This is a genomic window from Streptomyces sp. NPDC055962 (genome assembly GCF_042270185.1).
Classification (GTDB): Bacteria; Actinomycetota; Actinomycetes; order Streptomycetales; family Streptomycetaceae; genus Streptomyces.
Map to the genome: position 1 here is coordinate 94342 of NZ_JBHJYN010000005.1, position 25672 is coordinate 120013.

Annotated in this window: 24 protein-coding genes and 1 pseudogene; 14 read left to right on the plus strand and 11 right to left on the minus strand. The window is 73.1% G+C overall.

Annotation, left to right across the window (positions count from 1 at the left end; all coding sequences use genetic code 11):
- Window positions 1-86 precede the first annotated feature (86 nt).
- Window positions 87-461 (plus strand): GntR family transcriptional regulator, encoded by a 375-nt coding sequence (locus ACFC51_RS16545; RefSeq protein ID WP_376373336.1) that lies wholly within the window; start codon window positions 87-89, stop codon window positions 459-461.
- A gap of 131 nt (window positions 462-592) precedes the next feature.
- Here the strand turns inward: ACFC51_RS16545 and ACFC51_RS16550 are convergent, their stop codons facing one another.
- Window positions 593-1687, minus strand: coding sequence for a DUF5925 domain-containing protein (locus ACFC51_RS16550; RefSeq protein WP_376373333.1), 1095 nt, complete (start codon window positions 1685-1687; stop codon window positions 593-595).
- Between the two features lie 408 nt (window positions 1688-2095).
- On the opposite strand from ACFC51_RS16550, the gene ACFC51_RS16555 reads away from it, so the two are divergent.
- Entirely contained in the window at window positions 2096-2905 is an 810-nt protein-coding gene (locus ACFC51_RS16555) for an SGNH/GDSL hydrolase family protein (protein WP_376373330.1), read from the plus strand.
- An 81-nt stretch (window positions 2906-2986) separates the two neighbouring features.
- On the opposite strand, the gene ACFC51_RS16560 is transcribed toward ACFC51_RS16555, so the two are convergent.
- Window positions 2987-4093: a serine/threonine-protein kinase gene (locus tag ACFC51_RS16560; protein WP_376529324.1), complete on the minus strand. Its 1107-nt coding sequence runs from the start codon at window positions 4091-4093 to the stop codon at window positions 2987-2989.
- A 208-nt stretch (window positions 4094-4301) separates the two neighbouring features.
- Here ACFC51_RS16560 and ACFC51_RS16565 point away from each other — a divergent pair, with 208 nt between their 5' ends.
- Entirely contained in the window at window positions 4302-4565 is a 264-nt protein-coding gene (locus tag ACFC51_RS16565; RefSeq protein ID WP_104790182.1) for a hypothetical protein, read from the plus strand.
- Between the two features lie 49 nt (window positions 4566-4614).
- Here the strand turns inward: ACFC51_RS16565 and ACFC51_RS16570 are convergent.
- The 4 genes and pseudogenes from ACFC51_RS16570 to hmgA form a co-directional block, all read right to left on the minus strand.
- A pseudogene (locus ACFC51_RS16570) lies at window positions 4615-4740 on the minus strand (CoA transferase); the annotation flags it as partial.
- A gap of 71 nt (window positions 4741-4811) precedes the next feature.
- Window positions 4812-6035: a type ISP restriction/modification enzyme gene (locus ACFC51_RS16575; protein ID WP_376373324.1), complete on the minus strand. Its 1224-nt coding sequence runs from the start codon at window positions 6033-6035 to the stop codon at window positions 4812-4814.
- A gap of 127 nt (window positions 6036-6162) precedes the next feature.
- Window positions 6163-6936, minus strand: coding sequence for a GntR family transcriptional regulator (locus ACFC51_RS16580; protein WP_376529327.1), 774 nt, complete (start codon window positions 6934-6936; stop codon window positions 6163-6165).
- 44 nt (window positions 6937-6980) lie between these two features.
- Window positions 6981-8300 (minus strand): homogentisate 1,2-dioxygenase, encoded by a 1320-nt coding sequence (hmgA, locus tag ACFC51_RS16585; RefSeq protein ID WP_376373319.1) that lies wholly within the window; start codon window positions 8298-8300, stop codon window positions 6981-6983.
- 137 nt (window positions 8301-8437) lie between these two features.
- On the opposite strand from hmgA, the gene ACFC51_RS16590 reads away from it, so the two are divergent.
- From ACFC51_RS16590 to ACFC51_RS16620, 7 genes are all read left to right on the plus strand, one after another.
- The gene (locus ACFC51_RS16590) at window positions 8438-9067 is read left to right on the plus strand and encodes a TetR/AcrR family transcriptional regulator (RefSeq protein ID WP_376373316.1); all 630 of its coding nucleotides are present in this window, start codon (window positions 8438-8440) and stop codon (window positions 9065-9067) included.
- A gap of 157 nt (window positions 9068-9224) precedes the next feature.
- Window positions 9225-11405, plus strand: coding sequence for a molybdopterin oxidoreductase family protein (locus ACFC51_RS16595; protein ID WP_376373313.1), 2181 nt, complete (start codon window positions 9225-9227; stop codon window positions 11403-11405).
- 120 nt (window positions 11406-11525) lie between these two features.
- Complete coding sequence (locus ACFC51_RS16600; protein ID WP_376373310.1) at window positions 11526-12956, plus strand: CitMHS family transporter; 1431 nt, start codon at window positions 11526-11528, stop codon at window positions 12954-12956.
- On the plus strand, window positions 12956-14305 hold the full coding sequence (locus tag ACFC51_RS16605; protein ID WP_376373308.1) for an MFS transporter: 1350 nt from the start codon (window positions 12956-12958) through the stop codon (window positions 14303-14305). The genes ACFC51_RS16600 and ACFC51_RS16605 overlap by 1 nt, the downstream gene beginning before the upstream one ends.
- 116 nt (window positions 14306-14421) lie before the next feature.
- Entirely contained in the window at window positions 14422-15756 is a 1335-nt protein-coding gene (locus ACFC51_RS16610; protein ID WP_376529330.1) for an ABC transporter ATP-binding protein, read from the plus strand.
- A 146-nt stretch (window positions 15757-15902) separates the two neighbouring features.
- A complete protein-coding gene (locus ACFC51_RS16615; protein WP_376373303.1) occupies window positions 15903-17297 on the plus strand; it encodes an aldehyde dehydrogenase family protein in 1395 nt (464 codons plus the stop codon).
- A 29-nt stretch (window positions 17298-17326) separates the two neighbouring features.
- Window positions 17327-18406 (plus strand): Zn-dependent alcohol dehydrogenase, encoded by a 1080-nt coding sequence (locus tag ACFC51_RS16620; protein ID WP_376373301.1) that lies wholly within the window; start codon window positions 17327-17329, stop codon window positions 18404-18406.
- 121 nt (window positions 18407-18527) lie between these two features.
- On the opposite strand, the gene ACFC51_RS16625 is transcribed toward ACFC51_RS16620, so the two are convergent.
- The 4 genes from ACFC51_RS16625 to ACFC51_RS16640 all read right to left on the minus strand — a co-directional run bounded on the left by ACFC51_RS16625 (window position 18528) and on the right by ACFC51_RS16640 (window position 22105).
- Window positions 18528-19517, minus strand: coding sequence for an Acg family FMN-binding oxidoreductase (locus tag ACFC51_RS16625; RefSeq protein WP_376529332.1), 990 nt, complete (start codon window positions 19515-19517; stop codon window positions 18528-18530).
- 160 nt (window positions 19518-19677) lie between these two features.
- On the minus strand, window positions 19678-20646 hold the full coding sequence (locus ACFC51_RS16630) for a DMT family transporter (protein ID WP_376373296.1): 969 nt from the start codon (window positions 20644-20646) through the stop codon (window positions 19678-19680).
- On the minus strand, window positions 20643-21416 hold the full coding sequence (locus ACFC51_RS16635; protein WP_376373294.1) for an ArsR/SmtB family transcription factor: 774 nt from the start codon (window positions 21414-21416) through the stop codon (window positions 20643-20645). Before ACFC51_RS16635 ends, ACFC51_RS16630 begins: the two co-directional genes overlap by 4 nt.
- 14 nt (window positions 21417-21430) lie before the next feature.
- Entirely contained in the window at window positions 21431-22105 is a 675-nt protein-coding gene (locus ACFC51_RS16640) for a TetR/AcrR family transcriptional regulator (protein WP_376529335.1), read from the minus strand.
- A 65-nt stretch (window positions 22106-22170) separates the two neighbouring features.
- On the opposite strand from ACFC51_RS16640, the gene ACFC51_RS16645 reads away from it, so the two are divergent.
- From ACFC51_RS16645 to ACFC51_RS16655, 3 genes are all read left to right on the plus strand, one after another.
- Window positions 22171-23322 (plus strand): acyl-CoA dehydrogenase family protein, encoded by a 1152-nt coding sequence (locus tag ACFC51_RS16645; RefSeq protein ID WP_376529337.1) that lies wholly within the window; start codon window positions 22171-22173, stop codon window positions 23320-23322.
- A 154-nt stretch (window positions 23323-23476) separates the two neighbouring features.
- Entirely contained in the window at window positions 23477-23767 is a 291-nt protein-coding gene (locus ACFC51_RS16650; RefSeq protein ID WP_376373285.1) for a YiaA/YiaB family inner membrane protein, read from the plus strand.
- 84 nt (window positions 23768-23851) lie between these two features.
- Window positions 23852-24475: a TetR/AcrR family transcriptional regulator gene (locus ACFC51_RS16655; RefSeq protein WP_376529339.1), complete on the plus strand. Its 624-nt coding sequence runs from the start codon at window positions 23852-23854 to the stop codon at window positions 24473-24475.
- Between the two features lie 51 nt (window positions 24476-24526).
- Here ACFC51_RS16655 and ACFC51_RS16660 read toward each other — a convergent pair whose 3' ends face one another.
- Window positions 24527-24988 (minus strand): MaoC family dehydratase, encoded by a 462-nt coding sequence (locus ACFC51_RS16660; protein ID WP_376369735.1) that lies wholly within the window; start codon window positions 24986-24988, stop codon window positions 24527-24529.
- Between the two features lie 181 nt (window positions 24989-25169).
- Here ACFC51_RS16660 and soxR point away from each other — a divergent pair, with 181 nt between their 5' ends.
- Window positions 25170-25640 carry a redox-sensitive transcriptional activator SoxR gene (gene soxR / locus ACFC51_RS16665; RefSeq protein ID WP_376369733.1) on the plus strand — a complete coding sequence of 157 codons (471 nt, stop codon included), beginning with the start codon at window positions 25170-25172 and terminating at the stop codon, window positions 25638-25640.
- Window positions 25641-25672: the final 32 nt, after the last annotated feature.

Below are 25672 nucleotides of genomic sequence, written 5' to 3' on the forward strand. Positions count from 1 at the left end.
TAACCCGGGCCCCGGGCCGGACGCCTCCCTATTTCCTTCGGGCGGTGGGCCGGGCGGTGCGCAGCCCGGTGGGGGAGAATCGCCGGGTGACCCTGAAGATCGCTGTTGATCCGGACTCCGCCACCGCCCCGTACGAGCAACTGCGTGCCCAGTTGTCCGGGCAGGCCCGCTCCGGCGCCCTGCCCGTCGGCTACCGGCTCCCGACCGTGCGCGGTCTCGCCGGGGAACTGGGCCTCGCCGCCAACACCGTGGCCAAGGCCTACCGTGCGCTGGAGGCCGACGGCGTCATCGAGACCCGCGGCCGCAACGGGACGTTCGTCGCCGCCGCGGGTGACGCCGCGGCCCGCCACGCGGCGGCGGCCGCGCAGGAGTACGCCGAGCAGGCCCGGCGCCTCGGCCTGGCGCGGGCCGACGCGCTCGCGCTGGCCGAGGACGCGGTGCGGGCGGTCTACGCGCGCTAGCAGTCCGACGAAGAAGCACGCGTACCGGCAGCAGGGGGAGCCCCCGATGCGGCCGTCGGCCGGGACGTCGAGCTGGAGGCGGGAGGCGATGGATACCACCGCCCGGGGTGGTCCCGGGCGGGCGGCCCCACTCAGAGGTACAGCCCCGCGTCCGCCCCCGCGTCCTGCTTCGGCACCGAGGCGGGGCCGCTGCCGCGCCGCAGGGCGTACAGCTCCGCGAGCGTCGTGCCCTCGCGGCCGAGCCCTTCCTCCGTGCCCAGCCAGGAGGCCGACTCCGCGCGGGTGAGCGGGCCCACCTCGATGCGGGCCAGGCAGCGGCCCGGCCTGACGACGGCGGGGTGCAGCCGCTCCAGATCCTCGTTGGTCGTCACCCCCACCAGGACGTTGCGCCCCTGGCCCAGCAGCCCGTCCGTCAGGTTGAGCAGCCGGGACAGCGCCTGGCCCGCCGTGTGCTTGGCCTCGCCCCGGATCAGCTCGTCGCAGTCCTCCAGGAGCAGCAGCCGCCACCGGCCCTTCGCCGAACCGTCGTCCTCACCGATGGCGATGTCCATCAGATAGCCGACGTCGTTGAACAGCCGTTCCGGGTCCAGGACGCAGTCGACCTGGCACCAGTCGCGCCAGGACCGGGCGAGGGTGCGCAGCGCGGAGGTCTTCCCGGTGCCCGGAGGCCCGTGCAGGAGGAGCAGCCGGCCGGAGATGTCGTCGGGGGTGACCTTCATCAGGCGGTCCATCGCATCGGCCACCGGAGCGGTGTAGTTGGGCCGGACCTCGTCCCATGTGCCCGCGGCGATCTGCCGGGTGGTGCGGTGCGGCCCCCGGCGCGGGGAGACGTACCAGAAGCCCATCGTCACGTTCTCCGGCTGCGGCTCCGGCTCGTCCTGGGCGCCGTCGGTCGCCTCGGAGAGGACCTTCTGCGCCAGTTCGGGGGTGGTGGCGGTGACCGTGACGTCGGCGCCGCGGTTCCACCGCGAGACGAGCACGGTCCATCCGTCGCCCTCGGCGAGGGTCGCCGTGCGGTCGTCGTCCCGTGCGGCCCTCAGCACCTCGGCCGCCGGGGGCAGCAGGGTCGCCCCCGACTTGACCCGGTCGAGGGAGCGACTGTGCGAATACGGCTGCTCGCCCGTCGCGAAGCGGCCCAGGAACAGAGCGTCCACGACATCGGACGGCGAGTCGCTGTCGTCGACGTTGAGCCGGATCGGCAGGGCGGACTCGGGGTTGGCAGACATGGCGCCCATGATCCGGCACGGTGCCACCCCGCGCACCCAGGTTTCCGGAGCTGCCCCCGGGTGGCGGAGGGAGCCCCGGGGCGCCTGGGCGCCTGTCCGCGACGGCCGGTGGGACCACCAGGCGCCCTGATGCCCACGAACGAGAGGGCGGCTCCCGGCCCTGTCGCCGCGTCGGCTCCGTCGGCCCGGGCGGACACGGCATACGCCCTGAGTGTCCCTGTCGCACGGTGCATGAACGTCATCAGCCGCTTTGCCCCGCTGTGCCCCCGGATGCCGTGGTCAACCACCACGCTCCGTCATGACACAAGCAGCGCAGTCCTGTTGGGGCAATTTTGGCATGGACACTTCCTGAATACCGGCCGGTACTGCTACCACGGAGTAGGCAGAGATCCTGCCCAAGGAGGTTCCATGAAAATGTCCAGACTCGTGGCGTTCTCGTCCTCTCTTCTGCTCGGCACCGTTCTCGCCCTGGCGGGCGCGGGCGTGGCACAGGCTCAGACCTCCGCGGCGTCGGTCGACTACGTGGCCCTGGGTGACTCGTACTCATCAGGTGTCGGCGCCGGCAGCTACGACAGTGCGAGCGGCGACTGCAAGCGCAGCACCCGTGCCTACCCCGCCCTCTGGCAGGCGGCCAACAAGCCCGCCTCGTTCGCCTTCACCGCATGCTCGGGGGCCAGGACCAATGATGTGACGGCCGGTCAGCTCGGGCCCCTCACCTCCGCGACCGACCTCGTCTCGATCTCCATCGGCGGCAACGACGCGGGCTTCGCCGACGTCATGACCACCTGCGTCCTGCAGTCCGAGGCCACCTGTCTGAGCCGGGTCGCCACGGCCCGCGCCTACGTCGACTCGACCCTCCCCGGCAAACTGGACTCCGTGTACACGGCGATCAGCGCGAAAGCACCCTCGGCCCGTGTCGTCGTCCTCGGCTACCCCCGCTTCTACAAGCTCGGCGGCGGCTGCATCGCCGGTCTGAGCGAGAAGGAGCGCTCCGCCATCAACGGCGCCGCCGACTACCTCAACGCCGCCACGGCCAAGCGTGCGGCCGATCACGGCTTCACCTTCGGCGACGTCACCTCGACCTTCACCGGGCACGAGATCTGCTCGGGCAGCGCCTGGCTCCACAGCGTGAACTGGCTCAACATCGGTGAGTCCTACCACCCCACCGCCGCCGGGCAGTCGGGCGGCTATCTCCCCGTGCTCAACGCGAACGACTGAGCGTACGTCCGCGGTGCGGCCGGCCCGCCCGGCCGCCGACGGGGGAGGGGGCCCGTGCTGCGGGACCCCTCTCGTCGCGTGTCACAGGGAGGACGTCGCCGACACGCTCGTCGCGCCCCTCCCGTCGTTCCTCCCGCCCGAGTCGTCGCCGGACAGTGCCCAGACGAGGCCTCCGGCGAGGAGCAGGGCGACCACCGCTGCCAGCGCCACCAGGACACCCGTGCGCGTCGAACTCCCTTCCGGGGCTGACGGATCCGCCGGGGGAACGGGCGCCCCGTCCGCCGTGGCGGGTTCGCCCGCAGCGGCCGGACCACCCGCCGGGAGCGCGGTGCCCGCCGCCCCGGCGCCGGGTGATCCGGTCCCGCCCGCGGCCAGGATCCTCAGCCGTCGCTCGGCCTCCGGGGCGGTGAGCCGCGCGGCCGGGTCCTTGCGCAGCAACTCCTCGACGACGGGGGCGAGGGCGTCCGCTCGCCGCAGCGGCGGCGGCTCCTCGTCGGTCACCGCGCGCAGGGTGTCCGGCGGGGTGTCCCGCCGGAAGGGCGACCTGCCCTCGGTGGCGGCGTACAGAAGCACTCCGAGCGACCAGAGATCCGACTCGGGTCCCGGCGTACGCCCCAGCGCGCACTCGGGCGCCAGGTACTCCGGCGAGCCGATCGGCTCTCCCGCCGAGGTGAGCGCCGACGACTCCTCGGCCGTGGTGACGCCGAAGTCCGTCAGCATCACCCGTCCGTCGTTCCCCAGCAGGACGTTGCCCGGTTTCACGTCGCGGTGCAGCACGCCGGCCCCGTGGGCGCCGCGCAGCGCCGCGAGCACCTCCGCGCCGATGCGGGCCGCCCGCCGCGGGGACAATGGGCCGTCGGCGTCCAGCACGTCGGACAGGGTGAGTCCGCGGACCAGCTCCATGACGATCCATGGGCGGGAGTCCTGGGTGACCACGTCATGGACGGCGACGACGTTGCGGTGCGAGACGCGGGCCGCGGAGCGGGCCTCCCGCTCCAGACGGGAGTGCAGCCGCTCGGCCTCGGCACCGGTCAGGCCCGCGGCTGCCCGCACCTCCTTCACGGCCACCTCGCGCCCCAGCACCTCGTCACGAGCCCGCCACACGATGCCGGCCCCTCCCTCGCCGAGGGCGTCCAGGAGGCGGTATCGATCCGCGATCACACGTCCGGTTCCGGGGACCTCGCTCATCGGTGACCCTCCATCAGCAGCGTTGCGCAGTAAGGACGAATCCCCTCCAAGCTAACTCAACCCGTCCCGGAACCGACAGGATGCGGTAACGGGACGTCAACACCCGTATACGGGTGTGCAATCCTGCGGCCGGGATACACGTGTGTCACCGCGGGACGATAGGGTTAACCTGCCCGGGCCGGGTGCCCTCGTACGGGTGGGGAGTGACATGGAACAGATAACGGTGCGCAGCAGGCCGCGTGTGCCTGCCATCACGTGTGGGAGCGGTGCGACCAGTTCGCGCCTCGACCGCCATCTCGCAGTGCTGGGCGGCCCCGCCGTTCCGCAGCGCGAGTCGGCGGAAGCGACGCTGCTGATGCTCGAACTCACCTCGCGCGACGCCGCGCACACCCGCAGGAGCAGGAGCGCGCGTGTCTCGCTCTTCGCCCCGCTGCGGCGACTGCGGCGCTCGCTCTTCGGCAGCCGCCGCTGACCGACGGCTGTCCCGACCGGTCCGGCCCCCCGCTCGGGGCCGTGTCCACGATCACTCCGTCCCGGCGCAGTGCTGCTGCAAGCCCGTCCGTCATCCCCAGGGCCCGCGGCGTTGCGTCGGTGTGTTCCCTCACCGCCGGTACGGCACCCACCGGCGCCGGCGTCCCGCCCCTCAGCGGATGCCATCACCCCGGCCGGCCCGACGGCCTCCGCGTCCCGGACCCCGCCCGCCGTGACGGCGGGATGCTCACAGCAGCGCGAACTGCCCTTCCGGTCCCTCCTCCTGGTGATCCAGTACGGACGCGGGCCGACGGGCCGACGCGGCCACCGGAACAACCCCGGCCGCGTGCAGTTCCTCCCGCGTCAGCGCCGGTGCCCCCGCGATCCGGCCCCACAGCGCCTGCTGCCGGGGCCGCAGCGCGGCGAGCAGCGCCAGTACGGTGATCAGTTCCAGCAGCTCCGAGGTCCGCTCCTGCGGCCAGCCGCGCGGGCCGACCGCGGCCAGCCCCTCCGCCGCCGCGGTGCGCCGTCCGAACCAGAGCTCCAGCATCCGCACCCCGTTGACCCGGAAGTCCCAGGCTCCGGCGGGAACGGGGGAGACGCGTCCCTCACCGAGGACGACGGCCTCCTCCGCGGCCTCGTAGCGCAGTCCGTCGGGGCGGGGCGGGATCGCGGCCCGCACGTACGGGCGACGGCCGCCCGGCAGCCGCGGCCGCTCCCCGCCGCGCGCGCCGCGCAGGTGGAGCCGCAGCAGTTCCCGTCCGAGCTCCACCCCCTCGGTCCACAGGCCGCCGTCGGCGGGCAGCGGGACGAGAGGCCCGCCCGGGGCAGGGATCGCGGCGGCGAGGACCCAGGCCAGGACGGCCTCGGCGCCGACCGGCTCCCCGTACCGTGCGGTCAGCAGAGCGGGCAGGCCCGGCGAGAGATTGGGTTCCCGCCCGCCCGGCCGCCGGTAGAGCGGACGGATCCGCCCGGGCCGCCCCGCGGGGGAGTGCCCGTCGGGCAGGAGTGCGGTCGCCGACAGGGCGGGCCCACCGTCCTGGGGGACGAATCCGTGCTCGACGGCGAAGAGCTGGTGCCCGTCGGCGACCCGCCACAGCTCCGGGCGGGCGGCGTCGAGCAGCCGGTGGTCGGGAATCAGCCACTGCTCGTCGAACGGCCCGTGCAGGATCCGCACCGGTTCCGGGTAGGGGCCGGGGTCCCGGGCGAAGGCGCTCGTCGCCGTGGACCTGCCCGGCAGCGCCGCGGCCGGGGTCAGCGGTGTGCGCGAGCGGCTGGGCAGGAAGAGCCGGTCGCGCTCGACGCCCTCCGCCCCTACGAGCAGGTCCCAGCGGGCGCGGAGCGAGGAGGCGTCGGGAGCCGTCACCCACGGGCGGCCCGGTCTCAGGGGCCGCACCGACCAGGGCATGAGGTCGTCCAGCAGCGGGATCTGCCCGCCCCCGCCGGTCCCGGCCGCCACCCGTGCTGCCACCGTGTCGTCCTCCCCGTCGCCACGTCCGCCGCCCCAGGCATCGTAACGACAGTCCGCCGCGCCCCGGGGGGCCGGCCGGTGAGAGGACACCGGCGCCGACGGCCGCCCCGCAGCCGGGACGGCGGCCTCAGTGCGCGTCGACGGTCACGGAGAAGGAGAAGCGGTCGCCCCGGTAGCGGATGCGCGCCACGTCGACCACGGTGCCGTCGTCGTCGTATGTCACGCCGGTGTAGTGCAGGATCGGGCTGAGCAGCGGGACCTGGAGCAGCTCGGCCGTGACGGGGTCGGCGAGGCGCGCCTCGACGGTGTCGGTGATCCGGGAGATCCGTACGCCGACGGCGTCACGCAGCACCTTCGTCATCGGCCAGCGTTCCAGGTCGGTCACGTCGATCCGGGCCGCGATCTCCGGACGCACGGCGTTCTCCGCCCAGTTGGTGGGCTCGCCCGACCCGTCGTCGCAGCGGAGCCGCCGGTAGCTGACCACCTCGGGGCAGTCCGGGAAGAACTCGGCGAGGTCGCCGGGGACGGGCGTCCGGCCGTGGTCGAGCACGGCCGTCCGCTCGCCCGACTGCTGGGCGACGATCGCGTCGATCGACCCCAGCAGCCGGACCGGCGACACCCGCCGGGCGCGCGGCTCGATGAAGGTGCCGCGCCGCCGGTGCCGGCTGATCAGCCCCTCGCTCTCCAGCTCCTTGAGGGCCTGGCGCATGGTGAGGACGCTGACGCCGTAGTGGAGGGCGAGCTGCTCCTCGGTGGGCAGCCGCGTCGAGGCGTCCTGGGGGCGGCCCAGTATGGAGGCCCGCAGGGACTGCGAGACCTGGTACCAGAGGGGCAGCTTCCGGTTCAGCACCAGGGAGTCGGGGGCGAAGCCGGGCCGAGCCGCCTCGTTCACCTGGTCCATCCGGTTCACCCGATCTCTCTGCGGTGCGGCAGGCCGCGGGCCTCTCACGGCCGGAAGTTGCGGCTCAGACCCTGCCACACCTCGTCGTACCCGCGCTGGAGATGCCCGGCGCCCGCCGCCTGCGCGGTCGCCGTGACCGGCCAGCGGGTCTCGAACATGAACGCCAGGCCGTCGTCGATCCGCTGGGGGCGCAGCTCGGCCGTGCTCGCCCGGTCGAAGGTCTCCCGGTCCGGGCCGTGCGCCGACATCATGTTGTGGAGCGAGCCGCCGCCCGGGACGAAACCGCCCGCCTTCGCGTCGTACGCGCCCTCGATCAGGCCCATGTACTCGCTCATCACGTTGCGGTGGAAGTACGGCGGGCGGAAGGTGTCCTCCCCGACCAGCCAGCGGGGGGCGAAGACGACGAAGTCGACGCCCGCCAGCCCCGGGGTGTCGGACGGAGAGGTCAGCACGGTGAAGATCGACGGGTCCGGGTGGTCGTAGCTGATCGTGCCGAGGACGTTGAAGCGGCGCAGGTCGTAGACGTACGGGGTGTGGTTGCCGTGCCAGGCGACGACATCGAGCGGGGAGTGCCCGTACGTCGCCGACCAGAGGTTCCCGCAGAACTTGTTGACCACCTCGACCGGGCCCTCGCGGTCCTCGAACGCCGCGACCGGCGCCAGGAAGTCCCGGGCGTTCGCCAGTCCGTTGGCGCCGATCGGACCGAGGTCGGGCAGGACGAAGGGCCGGCCGTAGTTCTCGCAGACGTAGCCGCGGGCCGCGGTGTCGAGCAGTTCGACACGGAAGCGGACGCCCCGGGGGATCAGCGCGACCTGACCGGGACGGGCCGCGAGCAGGCCCAGTTCGGTGCGGAGCAGCAGTCCGCCGTGTTCGGGCACGATCAGGAGCTCCCCGTCGGAGTCGCTGAACACCCGGTCGGTCATGGAGGCGTTCGCACTGTAGAGGTGCACGGCCATCCCGGTGCGCTGGGTGGCGTCGCCGTTGCCGCCCAGTGTCCACAGGCCGGTCAGGAAGTCCGTGCCCGGCGCGGGGTCGGGGAGCGGGTCCCAGCGCAGCCGGTTGGGGTCGGGGACCGCCTCGGTGAAGGGCGCGGTGCGCAGGGTTCCGTTGTCGACACGGACGAACGCGGGGTGGGCGGCCGAGGGGCGGATCCGGTAGAGCCAGGAGCGGCGGTTGTGGGCGCGGGGTTCGGTGAAGGCCGAGCCGCTGAGCTGCTCCGCGTAGAGACCGAGAGGGGCGCGCTGGGGCGAGTTGCGGCCGTGCGGCAGTGCGCCGGGGACGGCCTCCGAGCTGTGTTCGTTGCCGAAGCCGGAATGGTGGGCGAGATTCTCCGCCGTTTTTCTCGCCTGCTCGATGCCGCTCATCATGCGCTCCCGGTGGATGGGGAATCCCGTGGATCCCGGTGTACGGGGAATCCCGTGGATCCCCTGACGAAGAATCCTATGGAACACCGTAGGAATCGAAACGTGGCCCGTCAACGGCATACGGGCATCATGGGGTCGTGTCCCACGCTCATTCGAACCTCCGACGCGTCCCCGTGCAGCAGCGCAGCGCCGACCGTCTCGCCCGCATCCTCGACGCCGGCGCCGCGCTTCTCGACGAGGCCGGCTACGAACAGCTCTCCACCCGGGCGGTGGCCGACCGTGCCGGTGTCCCCATCGGCTCCGTCTACCGTTTCTTCCCCAACAAGAGAGCACTCGTCGACGCCTTGGCCGAGCGCAACCTGGAGGTCTTCGCCGAGCGTGTCGTCGCGGGACTCGAAGCGATCCCGGAGCAGGAGTGGCGTGCGGCCATCGACGCCGTGCTCGACGAGTACCTGGCGATGAAGCGCTCCGTCCCCGGCTTCGCCCTCGTGGACTTCGGACCGCCGGTGCCCGCCGCCGGCCCGCTCGACGCGGAGGTGAACCGCCGCGTCGCGGAACGCCTCGGGGAACTGCTCTCCGGTCACCTCGGACAGGGCCGTGACGGGGCCGCCTCCGACGCCGCCCTGCACCGCACGGTCCTGGTCTGCGTCCAGGCCGCCGACGCCCTTCTCCAGCTGGCCTTCCGCACCGACCCCTCGGGTGACCCGGACCTGATCGCCGAGACCCGCCTCCTGCTCCAGGCGTACCTGGCGCGGGTCCTCGAGTAGGGACCCCCGGGCGGCCGGTGCAACCGGCCGCTCCAGGCCCTCGCCAGCATCCGTACCGGTCGGTATGCTCGGTCCGCCGGGAGCCCGCACCCGCCGAGCGTGCCGCGGGGCGCCGGACCGCGCCCGCGCGCCACCGCCGCCGCCCCGGGGAGGGCCCATGTCCCACGAATCCCGTACCGCCCTGCGTGTCTGCCCGCTCTGCGAGGCCACCTGCGGACTCACCCTCACCATCGAGGGGACCGAGGTCACCGGCGCCCGCGGTGACCGCGACGACGTCTTCAGCCAGGGTTTCATCTGCCCCAAGGGCGCCTCCTTCGGAGGGCTCGACGCCGACCCGGACCGGCTGCGCACCCCGCTCGTCCGCACCGACGGCGTGCTGCGCGAGGCGACCTGGAGCGAGGCCTTCGACCTGATCGCCGCGAGGATCCCGGCCCTGGTCCAGGAGCACGGTGCCCAGGCCGTCGGAGTGTTCCTCGGCAACCCCAACGTGCACACGACGGCGGGCGGCCTCTATCCGCCGCTGCTGCTGTCCGCGCTCGGCACCCGCAACGTCTTCACCGCCAGCACCCTGGACCAGATGCCCAAGCACGTCTCCAGCGGACTGCTCTTCGGTGACGCCCACGCCATCCCCGTACCCGACCTGGACCGCACCGCCCACCTGCTGCTGATCGGCGCCAACCCGCTGGAGTCCAACGGCAGTCTGTGCACCGCCCCCGACTTCCCCGGCAAGCTCAAGGCGCTCCGCAGGCGCGGTGGCACCCTCACCGTCATCGACCCGCGCCGCACCCGCACCGCGCGTCTCGCCGACCGCCACGCCGCCATCAGGCCCGGCACGGACGCCCTGCTGCTCGCCGCGCTCACCCAGGTCCTCGTCGAGGAGAAGCTCACCGACCCCGGCGTACTCGCCGAACACCTGGACGGCTACGACGAACTGGCCGAGGCCATCGCGGACTTCACCCCCGAGGCGGTGGCCGCGGCCTGCGACCTGGATGCGGAGACCATCCGGGAGATCGCACGCGAACTGGCCGCTGCCCCCGCCGCCGCGGTGTACGGGCGCATCGGCAGCTGCACCGTCGAGCACGGCACCCTGGCCAGCTGGCTCGTCGACGTGCTCAACATCCTCACCGGCAACCTGGACCGTCCCGGCGGGGCCCTCTTCCCCCTCTCCGCGACCGCCCGCGCCCCGCGCCCCGCCGCGCCCGGCAAGGGCTTCGCGCTCGGCCGCTGGACGAGCAGGGTCTCCGGGTACCCCGAGGCCAAGGGTGAACTGCCCGTCGCCGCGCTCGCCGAGGAGATCGAGACGCCGGGGGAGGGCCGCATCCGGGCGCTGATCGTCGTCGCGGGCAACCCGGTGCTCTCCGCCCCCGACGGGAACCGTCTGGACCGCGCCCTCGCCGAAGGGCTCGACTTCATGGTCAGCGTCGATCCGTACCTCAACGAGACCGCCCGCCACGCGGACGTCGTACTGCCTCCGCCGCCGCCCTCGCAGAGCGCCCACTTCGACTTCGCCCTCAACTCCCTGGCCGTACGCAACCAGGTGCGCTACAGCCGCCCCGCCGTGCCCCTGGACGAGGGGCGGATGGACGAGAGCGAGATCCTCGCCCGGCTCGTCCTCGCCGTCGGCGGCCGGCACGGCGCGCCCCCCGGGACCGTCGACGACCTCGCCGTCGCCGCGGCGCTCTCCCGGGCCGGGATGCCCGAGGAGTACGCCGCCGAACTGACGGGCAGCACCGGCGGGGAACGGCGCCTCGACCTGATGCTGCGCCTCGGCCCCTACGACCTCACGCTGGAGAAGCTCCTCGCGCACCCGCACGGCATCGACCTCGGCCCGCTGAAGCCCCGCGTACCGCAGGTGCTCAGGACCCGCAGCGGCCGCATCGAACTGTTCCCCGCGCCGATCGCCGCCGATCTGCCCCGCCTGCGCGCCGCGCTCGGTGCGCGGCCCGCCGGGCTCGTCCTGGTCGGCCGACGCCACCTGCGGTCCAACAACAGCTGGATGCACAACGTCGCCTCGCTGCGCGGCGGCACGAACGTCTGCACCCTGCAGATCCACCCCGACGACGCCGCGCGGATCGGACTCGCCGAGGGCGACACGGCCCGGATCACCGCGGCGGGCGGCGAGGTCGAGGCGCCCGCCGAGATCACGGACTCGGTGCGCTCCGGGGTCGTGAGCCTCCCGCACGGCTGGGGCCACAGCCGTCCCGGCACCCGTATGTCGGTCGCCGGTGCGGACCCGGGGGTCAATGTGAACCAGCTGCTGGACGGCACCCTCCTGGACCCGCTGTCCGGCACCGCGGTGCTCAACGCCGTACCCGTCTCCGTCGCACCAGCGCGCTGACCTGGGGTTCTGCTCGTATTGCTCACGCGTCAACATCTTGTTAACGCCACTTCGGGACCCCTAACGTCATCCGGACCGCCGGCACCGGTGCGAGTTCAAAGGTGAACGTGAGGTATCCCCATGCTGACAATCCTCGGCTTCGTCATGATCGCGACCTTCCTGGTCCTGATCATGACGAAGAAGATGTCGCCGATCGCGGCTCTGGTCCTGATCCCCGCCCTGTTCTGTGTGGCGGTCGGACAGGGCGCCCAGCTCGGTGACTACGTCATCGAAGGGGTCGGCACCCTCGCGCCGACCGCGGCGATGCTGATGTTCGCGATCGTCTACTTCGGCGTGATGATCGACGTCGGCCTCTTCGACCCCGTCGTCCGGGGCATCCTGCGCTTCTGCAGGGCGGACCCGATGCGGATCGTCGTGGGCACGGCGCTGCTCGCCGCAGTCGTGTCGCTGGACGGTGACGGCTCCACCACCTTCATGATCACCGTCTCGGCGATGTACCCGCTCTACAAGCGGCTGAAGATGAGCCTCGTGGTCATGACCGGCGTCGCCGCCACGGCGAACGGGGTCATGAACACACTCCCGTGGGGCGGTCCCACGGCCCGCGCCGCCACGGCGCTCAAGGTGGACGCGGCCGACATCTTCGTCCCGATGATCCCGGCGCTCGCCGTCGGCCTCCTCGCCGTCGTCCTCCTCGCCTGTGTCCTGGGGCGCCGCGAGCGCAAGCGCCTCGGCGTGCTCACCCTCGACGAGGCACTGGTCACCGAGCCCGAGACCGTCCTGGTCGGCGCGGCCGGCGGCGACCGGCTCACGAAGGCACCGCGGGGAACCACGGGCGGCGGTGCGGGAACCGCGACCGGTACGGGAACCACGGGCGGCGACGACGCCGAACCGGCCGCATCGGACGAGGAGTTCAAGGGCCTCGACCCCCACAGGTCCACCCTGCGCCCCAAGCTCTACTGGTTCAACGCCGGCCTCACCGTCGCCCTGCTGGCGGCGATGATCCTGGAACTCATGCCGATCCCCGTGCTCTTCCTGCTCGGCGCGGCCCTCGCCCTCACCGTCAACTTCCCCCACATGCCCGACCAGCGGGCCAGGATCGCTGCCCACGCCGACAACGTCCTCAACGTCTCCGGCATGGTCTTCGCGGCGGCCGTCTTCACCGGCGTGCTCACCGGCACCGGCATGGTCGAACACATGGCGGACTGGCTCGTCGGGGCGATCCCCGACGCCATGGGACCGCACATGGCCGTCGTCACCGGTGTGCTGAGCCTCCCGCTCACCTACTTCATGTCCAACGACGGCTTCTACTTCGGGGTGCTGCCCGTGCTCGCCGAGGCCGGTGCCGCCCACGGCGTCTCCCCCCTGGAAGTGGCCCGCGCCTCCATCGTGGGACAGCCGCTGCACATGTCGTCCCCGCTCGTGCCCGCCGTCTACGTCCTGGTCGGCATGGCCAAGGTCGAGTTCGGCGACCACACGCGCTTCACCGTCAAGTGGGCCGTGCTCACCTCGCTGGTGGTCCTTGCCGCCGGGATCGTCTTCGGGACGATCTGATGCCTCCGGAACCCGAGCCCGGCAGGGGCTGGCTGCTGCGCCTCGTCATCGCCTTCGCCTTCGCGCAGGGAGCGGTGTCGATGGCGCGGCCCGCCGTCTCCTACCGGGCTCTCTCGCTGGGGGCCGACGAGCGCGCGATCGGCGTCATCGCGGGGGTCTACGCGCTGCTGCCGCTCTTCGCCGCCGTACCGCTCGGCCGGCGGACCGACCAGGGCCGCTGCGCGCCCCTGCTGCCCGTCGGGGTCCTCCTGATCGGCGGCGGCTGCGCGCTCAGCGGCACCTCGGGCTCCCTCGCCGCCCTGGCGGCCTGGAGCGGGATCATGGGCCTCGGTCACCTCTGCTTCGTGATCGGCGCCCAGTCGCTCGTGGCCCGGCAGTCCGCGCCTGCCGAACAGGACCGCAATTTCGGCCACTTCACCATCGGCGCGTCGCTGGGCCAGCTCGTCGGACCCATCGCCGCCGGCTACGTGATCTCCGAGCGGGACGGCGCCATGGCCCGGACGAGCGCGCTCGCCCTGCTCGTCTCGGCGGTCGTCGCCGCCGTCTCCCTGACCTCGCTGTGGCGCATCGAGCACCGCGGGGCGTCCCGTGCGCCCCGCCGGGCCGACGGGAAGGTCCCGGTGGCCGGCATCCTGCGCACCCGCGGCGTCCCGGCCGGCATCTTCATCAGCCTCGCCGTGCTCAGCGCCACCGACATCCTCACCGCGTACCTGCCGGTCGTCGGCGAACACCGCGGCGTCGCGCCCTCCACGGTCGGACTGCTGCTCAGTCTGCGGGCGGCCGCGACCATCGCCTGCCGGCTCGTCATGACGCCGATGCTGCGCCTCGTGGGCCGCACCGCCCTGCTCACCACGACCTGTCTGCTCGGCGGTCTGCTGTGCGCGGCCATCGCCCTGCCGGTGCCCGTATGGGGTCTGGCCGTGATGCTCGCCGTGCTGGGCTTCTGCCTGGGGGTCGGCCAGCCGCTCTCGATGACCACCGTCGTCCGGGCGGCGCCCGCGGCGGCCCGCTCCACCGCGCTCGCCCTCAGGCTCACGGGCAACCGGCTCGGCCAGGTCGCCGCGCCCGCCTCCGCCGGGCTGATCGCCGGGATCGGGGGCACCGCCGCGCCGTTCGTGATGCTGGGCGCACTACTGATCGCGGCGGCCGGACTCGGTCTGCGCGGAGCCCGGAGCGCGCCCCGGGACCCCGGTCCGGAGGCGCCGGTCTCCCGCCCCGGTGACGCCGACCGGGACGTGCCGGTCTCCGGCCCCCGGGACCCCGGCCCGGACGTGCCCGCCTCCCGCCCCGGGGACTCCGCCCCCGCCCACCGTGCCGAGAAACCCCCGGCCAACCGGAACCACGCCTGACAGTTCCCGGAACCGATGGGTCCTGCACGAGCCGTTCCCACACCCCGCCGGGTGGGTTAGCTTCAGGCCACGCAGCCGCTCCCCACGCGAACGCTCCCTCCTTCCCGGGCGGAACCATGTCTCGTGCCATCTCCCTGCACAGTGTGAGCAAGACGTACGGAAGGTCCCCGCGCGCCGTCGACCGGTTCTCGCTCTCGGTCGCCCCCGGCGAGTTCGTGGTGCTGCTGGGCCCCTCGGGCTGCGGCAAGTCGACCGTGCTCCGGATGCTCGCGGGCCTGGAGGAGATCTCCGAGGGGGAACTGCTGCTCGACGGCGAGCCGGCGAACGCGCTCTCGCCGCGCGAACGCGGTATGGCCATGGTCTTCCAGAACTTCGCGCTCTACCCGAACATGACCAACCGGTCCAACATCGGGTTCCCGCTGAAGCTGGAGAACCCCCGCCACGACCACACCGAGCGCGTGGAGTCCACCGCCAGGATGCTGGGCATCGAGAGCGTGCTGGACCGCTACCCCCGCCAGCTCTCCGGGGGTGAACGCCAGCGGGTCGCGATGGGCCGGGCCATCTCGCGGCGGCCGTCCGCCTTCCTGATGGACGAACCGCTCTCCAACCTCGACGCCAAACTGCGCAACCACCTGCGCGCCGAGATCGCCCAGCTCACCGCCGAACTGGGCGTCACCACCGTGTACGTCACGCACGACCAGGCGGAGGCGATGTCGCTCGGCGACCGGGTGGCCGTCATGCGCGGCGGGGTCCTCCAGCAGGTGAGCACACCCCGGGAGGTCTACGCGCTGCCCGAGAACGTGTTCGTCGCCGCGTTCATCGGCACCCCGCGGATCAATCTGCTCCAGGCCGTCGTCCATGCCCCGCTGGAGGGGAGGATGTCGATCGACCTCGGCCGGCAGCGCCTCCCGCTCTCCGAACCGCTCAGCCCCGACCACCAGTTGCTCCGCATCCAGCAGGGCCGCCCGGTCATCGTGGGCCTGCGCTCCGAGGCTGTCCGGATCGCCCCGCGCAGCCAGGCCCGCCCCGGGGAGGTGGCACTCAGCGGCATCGTCGAACACGTCGAGTACCAGGGGCACGAGGCGCTCGTCCACCTCAACACCGGCTCCCGGCCCGCCGTGGTGCCCGACCTGGAGTCCGCCCGGCCGCAGACCCCTCAGCGCCGCCGTGCGGGGAGCGGCGGGACCGGTGTGCTGGACCGCCTCAAGCGGCGTGCCACCGGCTCCGTCGCCGTACTCGACCCGCCGGCCCCGGAGCCCTACGCCGTGCGCAGTCCCGACCGTCCTGCGGTCACGGCGAGCGACCTCGTGGTCCGCACCGGCCCCGACATGCGGCTTCGCACCGGCGGGCAGGTGCCGCTCCTCGTCGATCTCGCCCATCTGTACGTCTTCGACCACTCCGGGCGCAGGATCTGCCCCCTGCCGAGGGACATTCCCGGGTTCGACGTGTGACCGCGGCCCACGGCCCGTGCGTGATCTGTGTCTCCGGCGGTTCCCTGGCGCCAAAAAACTAACAGCGCTAGTTTGGGGCCGGGACGGATCCGTCCGTACGACGCACGGCTTCGGCGGCAGGCACAGCGAGCCCGGGAGGAACAGCCATGAAGGCGCATGACGGGATGTACATCGGCGGGGAATGGCGGCCCGCCTCGGGCCAGGACACGATCGCGGTCGTGAACCCGGCGGACGAGCAGGTCATCGGCCACGTCCCGGCGGGCACCGCCGAGGACGTCGACGCCGCGGTGCGCGCCGCGCGCGCCGCCTTCCCCGGCTGGGCCGCCACCCCGCCCGCCGAGCGCGCCGCGAGGATCGGCGCCCTGCGTGACGTGCTCGCCGCCCGCCAGGACGAGATCGCCGAGACGGTCACCGCCGAGCTCGGATCGCCGCTGCCGCTCTCCCGGGCCGTGCACGCGGGCGTACCGGTCCTGGTCGCCGGTTCGTACGCCGAACTGGCGGCCTCGTACTCCTTCGAGGAGAAGCTGGGCAACTCCACCGTCCTGCTGGAGCCCGTGGGCGTCGTCGGCGCGATCACGCCCTGGAACTACCCGCTCCACCAGATCGTCGCCAAGGTGGCCCCGGCGCTGGCGGCGGGCTGCACCGTCGTCCTGAAGCCCGCAGAGGACACCCCGCTGACCGCGCAGCTCTTCGCCGAGGCCACCCAGGAGGCGGGCCTGCCCGCCGGCGTCTTCAACCTGGTGACCGGCATCGGCACGGTCGCGGGCCAGGCGCTCGCCGAGCACGACGGGGTCGACCTGGTCTCGTTCACCGGCTCCACGGCCGTCGGCCGGCAGATCGGGGCCACCGCCGGAGCGGCGGTCAAGCGCGTCGCGCTGGAGCTCGGCGGCAAGTCCGCCAACGTGATCCTGCCCGGGGCCGACCTCGCCAAGGCCGTCAACGTCGGCGTGGCCAACGTGATGTCCAACTCCGGCCAGACGTGCAGCGCGTGGACCCGGATGCTGGTCGACGCCGAGCGGTACGAGGAAGCCGTGGCCCTCGCCGCCACCGCTGTGGCGAAGTACGTGCCGGGGGAGCGCGTCGGCCCCGTCGTCAACGCCAAGCAGCAGGCCCGGGTGCGGAGTTACATCGAGAAGGGCGTCGAGGAGGGCGCCCGGCTCGTCGCGGGGGGCCCCGAGGCGCCCCGGGACCAGGGTTACTACGTCAGCCCCACCGTGTTCGCCGACGTGACGCCCGGCATGACCATCGCGCAGGAGGAGATCTTCGGCCCGGTGCTCTCGATCCTGCGGTACGAGGACGTGGACGACGCCCTGCGCATCGCCAACGACACCGTGTACGGGCTGGCCGGGGCCGTCTGGGGCGCGGACGATGCGGAGGCCGTGGCTTTCGCCCGCCGCATGGACACCGGGCAGGTCGACATCAACGGCGGCCGCTTCAACCCGCTGGCCCCCTTCGGCGGCTACAAGCAGTCGGGGGTGGGACGCGAGCTCGGCCCGCACGGCCTCTCCGAGTACCTCCAGACCAAGTCCCTGCAGTTCTGATCCCCGCCGATCCACCGAGGAGTCTGTTCGTGGTCCGCGCCGCCGTACTGCCCGCCGTCGGAGCTCCCCTGGAGATCACCGACATCGAACTCCCGGAGCCCGGACCCGGCCAGGTGAGCATCTCGCTCGCCGCCGCCGGTGTATGCCACTCCGACCTGTCCCTGTCCAACGGCACCATGAGGCTGCCCGTGCCTGCCGTCCTCGGCCACGAGGGCGCCGGCACGGTGCTCGCAGTCGGCGAGGGCGTCACCCACGTCGCCCCCGGCGACGCGGCCGTCCTCAACTGGGCCCCGTCCTGCGGGGCGTGTTTCCACTGCGGGATCGGCGAGGTCTGGCTCTGCGCCGACGCGCTCAAGGGCGCGGCGAACATTCACGCCCGCACGGCGGACGGCACCGAGCTCCACCCCGGCCTGAACGTCGCGGCCTTCGCCCAGGAGACGGTCGTCGCCGCGAACTGCGTGCTGCCCGCACCGGCCGGGATCCCGCTCGACGACGCGGCCCTGCTCGGCTGCGCGGTCCTGACCGGCTACGGGGCGGTCCACCACTCCGCCCGGGTGCGCGAGGGAGAGAACGTCGTCGTCTTCGGGATCGGCGGGGTCGGCCTCGCCGTGCTCCAGGCCGCCCGCATCGCCGGGGCGTCGAAGATCATCGCGGTGGACGTCTCGCCGGAGAAGGAGGAGCTGGCCCGCCGGGCCGGTGCCACCGACTACGTTGTCGCCTCGGACACCACACCGCGCGCCGTCCGCAAGCTCACCGGCGGCCAGGGCGCGGACGTCGCAGTGGAATGCGTCGGCCGGGCCGCCACGATCCGCGCGGCCTGGGAGTCGACCCGCCGCGGCGGCCGCACCACGGTCGTCGGCATCGGCGGCAAGGACCAGCCCGTGACCTTCAACGCCCTGGAGATCTTCCACTGGGGCCGCTCCCTCACCGGCTGCGTCTACGGGAACAGCGACCCGGCCCGCGACCTGCCGGTGCTCGCCGAACACATCCGCGCCGGACGGTTCGACCTCTCCATGCTGGTGACGGAGCGGATCTCGCTGGACGGCATTCCGGCGGCGTTCGAGAACATGATCGCGGGCAAGGGCGGACGCGCGCTGGTCGTGTTCTAGCGGGGCGGTCGTGTTCCGGCGGGGCGGGCCGGGGCGGGCGCGCGCCGGTCGTGTTCCAGCGGGGGCGCCCGTCGTGTTCCAGCCGGGCGGGCCGGGGCGTCGACCGCCCCGGCCCGCAGCCTCAGCTCCGCACCCCGCGCAGCACCTCGCTCAGCGGCCGGCGCGGCGGCACCGGGGGCTGAGCCGTCGGATACCCGAGCCGCAGGACCATCTGGGGGCTGCCGTGGTGCGCGGCGCCGCTGGACACGTCGGGGCGCAGCTCGGAGTCCTCCAGGGGCTGGTTGGCGAACGAGGCGGCGATGCCGTGTCCGGTCGCTTCCAGCAGGAGCCGCTGGAGCGCCTGGCCGGCCGCGACCCAGGAACCGGGGTCGTCGTCCGCGGTCTCCAGCACGGCCAGGTCCGGATGCGGCTCGAAGACCGCGCTTCCCCTTCCGGCCACGGGAATCCCCTCGGCCATGTCCCGCACCGGAGGGTCGTCGGGGAGCTCCCGCCGGGGCTCGGGCCCGAGGTTGCCGACCGGGATGGCCGGCCCGCCCCCGCCCGGCGACAGGCGGGCCTCCCGGTCCTCGCGGACCGACTCGTCCTCGGTCCACACCGCGCGCCGGATGGTCGTCAGCATCCCCTGGTACTCGGGCTCCCCGTCCAGGAGGCGCAGGGTCGCCCCTTCGAGCCGGGCCGCGTCGTGCAGCAGGGCCAGCACGCCGGCGGGCACGCCCTCGGGCCGGAAGGGGTAGCGGTTCGTGCGGCGGCTGTCCACCCAGCGGTACAGCTCGTCCAGTGCCGGGTCGGGGGCCTCGCCGGTCAGGGTGACCCGGGCGACCAGGAGCGGGTCTGCGGCATCCGGCAGCACCGACACCCGGGACCCGTGGCCGAGGCGGGCGAGGGCGACGCGCGCGTTGAACACGGCGGCCCCGCACGACAGACGCACGTCGCGTCCCGCGGACGCCGTCGGCATGGAGGCGTCGTGCGGATCGGCGCGCACCTCCAGCCCGCCGTCGGCGAAGGCGAACGACCAGGGCTGGGTGTTGAACACCGACGGAGCGGCAGCCGCCGCGGCTGCCACGACGAGCTGTTCCGAAGCGTTGAGCACGGCGTGGTCGGTGTACGGCATGACTCGGGTGCCTCCCGGGAGTTCGGTTCGGCCGTGCGGGGCGGCCCGCGCGGTGTGACGTATCTCCCACTGTGCGACGCGGGCCGGGCCGCCGGGAGGGACCTCGGTCACCTGTGCGCAGGACCTTCGGCCCGCCCGGCTGCTCCCGGCGCGGGTGCGCTCACCTGCCGGCGTCCGCCGGCGGATCCGCCGCCACCGTCGCGCCGCCGAGGGCGCCGCGACCGCGCCCACGGGTCCGGGAGACCGCCACCCCCGCCAGGCAGAGCAGTCCGCCCGCGACGGTGAACAGCGCGGGGACCTCGTCGAGCAGCAGCCAGGACATCAGCACCACCAGCGCGGGCACCGCGTACGTCGTCGCGCCCATCCGCCCCGCGGTGGTCCGCGCCAGCGCGTAGGCCCAGGTGGTGAAGGCCAGGGCCGTCGGGAAGACACCGAGGTAGACCATGTTCAGCGTGGCGGACAGAGGGGCGTCGGCCGCGTCGGAGACCAGCACGCCGGCGAACGGCAGGCAGGCGACCGTGCCGGTCAGACAGCCGAACGTGGTGATCTGCAGGGCCGACCCGTGGCGGAGCGCGGGCTTCTGCCCGACCACACCGCCCGCGTACGCCACCGCGGCCACCAGGCAGAGCACGACACCGAGCACCGACGAGCCCCCGTGCCCCGACATGGAGAGGCCGACCACCGCCGCGCCCCCGAAGGACACGGCCATGCCCACGAGCAGCCGCCGGGGAAGCCCCTCGCCGAGGATCCCGGCACTCAGCAGGGCGATCAGGATCGGGCCGATGTTCACGACCATCGCGGCGGTGCCCGCGTCCACCTGCTGCTCACCCCAGTTGAGCACCACCATGTAGAGCCCGAACCAGAGCAGCCCCGAGACGATGATCCCCGGCCAGGCGGCCCGGGCCGGCAGGCCCTCGCGGCGCACGAGCAGGATCGCGCCGAGGGCCAGTGTGCCCGCCAGGAGCCGGCCCAGGGCCAGCGCACCGGGCGAGTACGCCTCACCGGCGCTGCGGATGGAGACGAAGGCGGAGGCCCACAGGATGACCGTGGTGCACGCGGCCGCGGGGGCGCGCCAGTCGCGTCCCGGGGCGGCGGACGTGGCGGGGCGCGCTGTCGATGTCGTCGTCATGACCACGACGGTAGGCCGGTGACACTTCGGTGCCCACCGAATTGCCGGTCCGCGTCGAGGGCGGCGGGCTCGATGCCCAGGTGCCGCCGCAGGGCGATCAGCCCGGCGGGCGTCGCCCGCACCGCCCGTCCCGTGCCGACGCGTTCGCACCACCCGGCGTCCAGCACGTGCCGGCACAGGGCGGCACCCGCGGAACCCGCCAGGTGCGGCCGCCGCTCGGTCCAGTCGAGGCAGCCGCGCGCCAGGGGGCGCCGCGACGCCGTGTCGAGCGGGACGCCGAGGGCGGCGAACCACGCCAGACCGTCGTCGGTGAGCGCGAACCCGGTGTCCTGCCGCAGAAGGCCGCGTCCGGTCATCGCTTCGGTGATGCCCGTCCCGAGCCTCCCCGCGAGGTGGTCGTAGCAGGTGCGTCCCCGCGCCAGCGCGTGCCGGAGTCCCGTCTCGCGCAGGGTGCGCGGAGGCGTCCGGGTCCCCGGGCCGGCGTGGGCGGCCAGTTCCTCGACCAGCTGGGCGGTCCGCCCGTCGGCGAGCCGCACGTAGCGGTGACGGCCCTGGCGTTCCTCCACCAGCAGCCCGCCGGCGACCAGCTTGCCCAGGTGCTCGCTGGCCGTCGAGGCGGCCACCCCCGCTCCGCGGGCCAGCTCGCCGGCGGTCCAGGCCCGGCCGTCGAGCAGGGCGAGGCAGAAGGAGGCGCGGGTCTCGTCGGCGAGCAGGGCCGCCAGCGCGGCGAGCCGGGGTGCAGCCGGATCGTGCGGTGTCGTACGGGTCATCCGTCCAGGATGCGTCAGGCACGGTTCGGCGCGTGCCGAACCGTGCGGCCCGCGGCCGTCTGCTCGTACTGGAGTGCCAGGCCGTCCAGCAGGGCGCGCAGCCCGGTTTCGAAGGCGCCTTCGTCCACCTGCTGGCGGCGGTCGGCCAGCAGGTGGGCCTGGCCGAGGTGGGGGTAGTCGGCGGGGTCGTACGCCGTCTCGTCGTCGACGAAGCCGCGGGCGAAGGAGCCGAGCGCCGACCCGGTGATGAAGTAGCGCATCAGTGCGCCGATGTATGTCGCCTGGGCGGGCGGCCAGCCGGCCCTGACCATGGCGCCGAAGACCGCGTCGGCGACGCGCAGGCCGGCCGGTCTGCGGCCGGGCCCCTGGGCGAGCACCGGGACGATGTGCGGGTGGGCGGCGAGGGCCGCGCGGTAGGAGACGGCCCAGTCGTGCAGGGCGGCGGGCCAGTCGCGGGGGTCCGACTCCTCGAACATCGACAGGTCGACCTGCGCGGACACCGCGTCGGCCACCGCGTCGAGGATCTCGTCCTTGTTCCGGAAGTGGTTGTAGAGCGAGGGCCCGCTGACCCCCAGCTCGGCGGCGAGGCGGCGCGTCGAGACGGCGTCCAGCCCTTCGGCGTCCACGAGCGAGCCCGCCGCCTCGACGATGCGGTCTCTGCTGAGGAGGGGCTTGCGCGGTCGGGCCATGCGGCACATAGTAGGGCCTGCAAGGTTAAAACTAGCAGTGCTAATTAAAAGTGGGGTGCCGCAGGATGAACCTGGAGCTGAGCGAGGAGCAGGACGCCGTCCGGCGGCTCGCCGAGGACTTCGTCGCACGGGAGATCACTCCGCACGTCGTCGAGTGGGACCGTGCCGAGAGTGTCGACAAGTCGATCGTGAAGAAGCTGGGCGCCCTCGGCTTCCTGGGACTGACGATCCCGGAGGAGTACGGCGGCTCCGGCGGGGACCACCTCGCATACTGCCTGGTGACCGAGGAGCTGGGCCGCGGCGACTCCTCGGTGCGCGGCATCGTGTCCGTCTCGCTCGGCCTGGTCGCCAAGACGATCGCGTCCTGGGGCAGCGAGGAGCAGAAGCAGCAGTGGCTGCCGAAGCTCACCGCGGGCGAGGCGGTCGGCTGCTTCGGGCTCACCGAGCCGGGCACCGGGTCCGACGCAGGGAACCTGACGACCAGGGCCGTGCGCGACGGCGACGACTACGTCATCAACGGCTCCAAGATGTTCATCACCAACGGCACCTGGGCCGACGTCGTCCTGCTGTTCGCCCGTACCGGCGACACCCCCGGCCACCGGGGCGTCTCGGCCTTCCTGGTGCCGGCCGACGCCCCGGGCCTCACCCGGCGCACGGTCCACGGCAAGCTCGGCCTGCGCGGCCAGGCCACGGCCGAACTGTCCCTGGAGGACGTCCGGGTCCCCGCGTCGACCCTCCTGGGGCCGGAGGGAAAAGGCTTCTCCGTCGCCATGTCCGCCCTGGCGAAGGGCCGGATGTCCGTCGCGGCCGGCTGTGTCGGCATCGCGCAGGCCGCCCTGGACGCGGCCGTGCGGTACGCGGGTGAGCGCGAGCAGTTCGGCAAGTCCATCGCGAACTACCAGCTCGTCCAGGAACTCATCAGCGACATCTCCGTGGACGTCGACGCCGCGCGGATGCTGACCTGGCGCGTCGCCGACCTCATCGACCGCGGCCAGGACTTCGCCACGGCCGCGTCCACCGCCAAGCTCTTCGCCTCCGAGGCCGCGGTCCGGGCCGCGAACAACGCCCTGCAGGTCTTCGGCGGCTACGGGTACATCGACGAGTACCCCGTCGGCAAGCTGGTCAGGGACGCCCGTGTGATGACGCTGTACGAGGGGACCAGCCAGATCCAGAAGCTCATCATCGGCCGCGCGCTGACCGGGGTCTCCGCCTTCTGAGGCGGCCGCCGGCCGGCCCTCCCGTCCCCTCCGCGGCGGTCCGGCCCTGGTGGCGGTGCTGTCCTCGCGGCGGTCCGGCCCTCCTGCTCCCTGAGTACCGGGTGAGTACGCCGGCGGATACCGGGGCACGCCACCGCGCCGGATGCTGTGCGACATGAGTGAGACATCATCGGTCAAGCAGCAGAGCACCGCCGCCTTCTACGGCCAGGCCGTCCTCTCCTTCGGGGTGGCGACGGGCGCGGTGGCCCTCGGTATCTTCTTCCTCGACGCCGACGCCTGGGTGCGGGCGTTCCTCGCCATCGGCGTCCTCTACCTCGTCACCTCGTGCTTCACCCTCGCCAAGGTCATCAGGGACCGGCAGGAGGCGGGGCAGATCGTCAGCAGGGTCGACCAGGCCAGGCTGGAGAAGATCCTCGCCGAGCACGACCCCTTCCAGAAGCTCTGACCGTCTCGTCGCACGAGCGCTCTAAGCGCTTGCTCAGGTTCGCGGTATGGTGTTCGTCCTGCCAGCGGAAAGGGGCACGTGGCGATGAGTACGGCGGAGGAGACCGACGGCGACAGCACGCCGTGGAGCGAGGTCACACCCGAGGCGGCGAGGCGGCTGCTCGTCGCGGCCGTCGAGGCCTTCGCCGAGCGTGGCTACCACGCGACCACCACGCGGGACATCGCCGGCCGGGCGGGGATGAGCCCGGCCGCGCTCTACATCCACTACAAGACCAAGGAAGAGCTGCTCCACCGCATCAGCAGGATCGGGCACGACCGCGCCCTGCTCCTCCTGGAGACGGCGGCGGACAAGGGCGGCACGGCGTCCGAGCGGCTCGCCGACGCGGTCCGCTCCTTCGTCAGCTGGCACGCCGAGCGGCACACCACGGCCCGGGTCGTGCAGTACGAGCTGGAGGCCCTGGGCGACGAGCACCGCGCCGAGATCGTCGCGCTGCGCAGGCGCAGCGACGCCGCGGTGCGCCGGATCATCGGCGAGGGGGTCCGGGCCGGCGAGTTCGACGTCCCGGACGTCCCGGGCACCACGCTCGCCGTCCTGTCCCTCTGCATCGACGTGGCGCGCTGGTTCAACGCGCAGGGCAGCCGGACGCCCGAGGAGGTCGGCGACCTCTACGCGGACCTCGTCCTGCGCATGGTGGGCGCCCAGAAGTAGCGCGTCCGGGAAGCCGCGCGGTCCCACACGCGGCTTCCCGGACGCGACGGCTCAGAAGTAGTAGCGCGACACCGACTCCGCGACGCAGGCCGGCTTGTCGCCGCCCTCGCGCTCGATCGTGACGAGCGCGGTCACCTGCACGCCGCCGCCCGCCTCCTCGACGTTCTTGAGGACGGCCGTGGCGCGCAGCCGCGAGCCGACCGGCACGGTCGAGGGGAAGCGGACCTTGTTCGTCCCGTAGTTGATGCCCATCTTCGCGCCGTCGACGCGCAGGATCTGCGGTACGAGCACCGGGAGGAGCGACAGGGTCAGGTAGCCGTGCGCGATCGTCGTCCCGAAGGGGCCGTTCGCGGCGCGCTCCGGGTCCACGTGGATCCACTGGTGGTCGCCCGTGGCCTCGGCGAACTGGTCGATCCTCTTCTGCTCGACCTCCAGCCAGTCGCTGTGCCCGAGCTCCTCGCCCACGGCGTCCCGCAGCTCCTGTGCGGACGTGTAGATCTTCGGCTCTGCCATGGTGCTGGTCCCTGCCTTCCGACTGTCGGCCGCCCCTCTCCGGGACGGTGTCTAAGCGCTTGCTCAGCATGGTTCGGCCGGGCGTCCCTGTCAACGACGGGCCGCCCGGGTTTTCGGCGTCGCGGCAGGGGATGACCGAAGTGGCGGCAGGCGGCGAGGTGCGGCCATTAGGGTGGGGGGAGTGCCACAGATCCCGCAGACATTCCAGGAACTCACCGTCGGTCAGCTCTCCGCCCGTAGCGGTGCAGCGGTGTCCGCGCTGCACTTCTACGAGTCCAAGGGCTTGATCAGCAGCCGCCGTACCAGTGGGAACCAGCGCCGCTACACCAGGGACGCCCTGCGCCGGGTGGCGTTCGTCCGCGCCGCGCAGCGGGTGGGCATCCCGCTCGCGACCATCCGGGAGGCGCTGGCCGAGCTGCCGGAGGAGCGCACGCCGAACCGCGAGGACTGGGCCCGGCTCTCCCTGGTGTGGCGCTCGGAGCTGGACGAGCGCATCAAGCAGCTGGGGCGCCTGCGCGACCACCTCACCGACTGCATCGGCTGCGGCTGCCTGTCGCTGGAGGCCTGCGTGCTGTCCAACCCCGACGACGCCGTCGGCGACCGGATGAGCGGTTCGCGACTCATGCCCGAACGGGGCGCGAGGAGCAGCTGAGCGGGCGGGCGCGGCGGACCGCTCGGGGGGTG

Bases quoted from the DNA above. Each gene is read 5' to 3' on its own strand.
- ACFC51_RS16550 (WP_376373333.1), bottom strand. From the start codon at position 1,687: ATGTCTGCCAACCCCGAGTCCGCCCTGCCGATCCGGCTCAACGTCGAC.
- ACFC51_RS16555 (WP_376373330.1), top strand. From the start codon at position 2,096: ATGAAAATGTCCAGACTCGTGGCGTTCTCGTCCTCTCTTCTGCTCGGC.
- ACFC51_RS16560 (WP_376529324.1), bottom strand. From the start codon at position 4,093: ATGAGCGAGGTCCCCGGAACCGGACGTGTGATCGCGGATCGATACCGC.
- ACFC51_RS16565 (WP_104790182.1), top strand. From the start codon at position 4,302: ATGGAACAGATAACGGTGCGCAGCAGGCCGCGTGTGCCTGCCATCACG.
- ACFC51_RS16580 (WP_376529327.1), bottom strand. From the start codon at position 6,936: ATGGACCAGGTGAACGAGGCGGCTCGGCCCGGCTTCGCCCCCGACTCC.
- hmgA (WP_376373319.1), bottom strand. From the start codon at position 8,300: ATGAGCGGCATCGAGCAGGCGAGAAAAACGGCGGAGAATCTCGCCCAC.
- ACFC51_RS16595 (WP_376373313.1), top strand. From the start codon at position 9,225: ATGTCCCACGAATCCCGTACCGCCCTGCGTGTCTGCCCGCTCTGCGAG.
- ACFC51_RS16600 (WP_376373310.1), top strand. From the start codon at position 11,526: ATGCTGACAATCCTCGGCTTCGTCATGATCGCGACCTTCCTGGTCCTG.
- ACFC51_RS16605 (WP_376373308.1), top strand. From the start codon at position 12,956: ATGCCTCCGGAACCCGAGCCCGGCAGGGGCTGGCTGCTGCGCCTCGTC.
- ACFC51_RS16610 (WP_376529330.1), top strand. From the start codon at position 14,422: ATGTCTCGTGCCATCTCCCTGCACAGTGTGAGCAAGACGTACGGAAGG.
- ACFC51_RS16615 (WP_376373303.1), top strand. From the start codon at position 15,903: ATGAAGGCGCATGACGGGATGTACATCGGCGGGGAATGGCGGCCCGCC.
- ACFC51_RS16625 (WP_376529332.1), bottom strand. From the start codon at position 19,517: ATGCCGTACACCGACCACGCCGTGCTCAACGCTTCGGAACAGCTCGTC.
- ACFC51_RS16630 (WP_376373296.1), bottom strand. From the start codon at position 20,646: ATGACGACGACATCGACAGCGCGCCCCGCCACGTCCGCCGCCCCGGGA.
- ACFC51_RS16635 (WP_376373294.1), bottom strand. From the start codon at position 21,416: ATGACCCGTACGACACCGCACGATCCGGCTGCACCCCGGCTCGCCGCG.
- ACFC51_RS16640 (WP_376529335.1), bottom strand. From the start codon at position 22,105: ATGGCCCGACCGCGCAAGCCCCTCCTCAGCAGAGACCGCATCGTCGAG.
- ACFC51_RS16645 (WP_376529337.1), top strand. From the start codon at position 22,171: ATGAACCTGGAGCTGAGCGAGGAGCAGGACGCCGTCCGGCGGCTCGCC.
- ACFC51_RS16650 (WP_376373285.1), top strand. From the start codon at position 23,477: ATGAGTGAGACATCATCGGTCAAGCAGCAGAGCACCGCCGCCTTCTAC.
- ACFC51_RS16655 (WP_376529339.1), top strand. From the start codon at position 23,852: ATGAGTACGGCGGAGGAGACCGACGGCGACAGCACGCCGTGGAGCGAG.
- ACFC51_RS16660 (WP_376369735.1), bottom strand. From the start codon at position 24,988: ATGGCAGAGCCGAAGATCTACACGTCCGCACAGGAGCTGCGGGACGCC.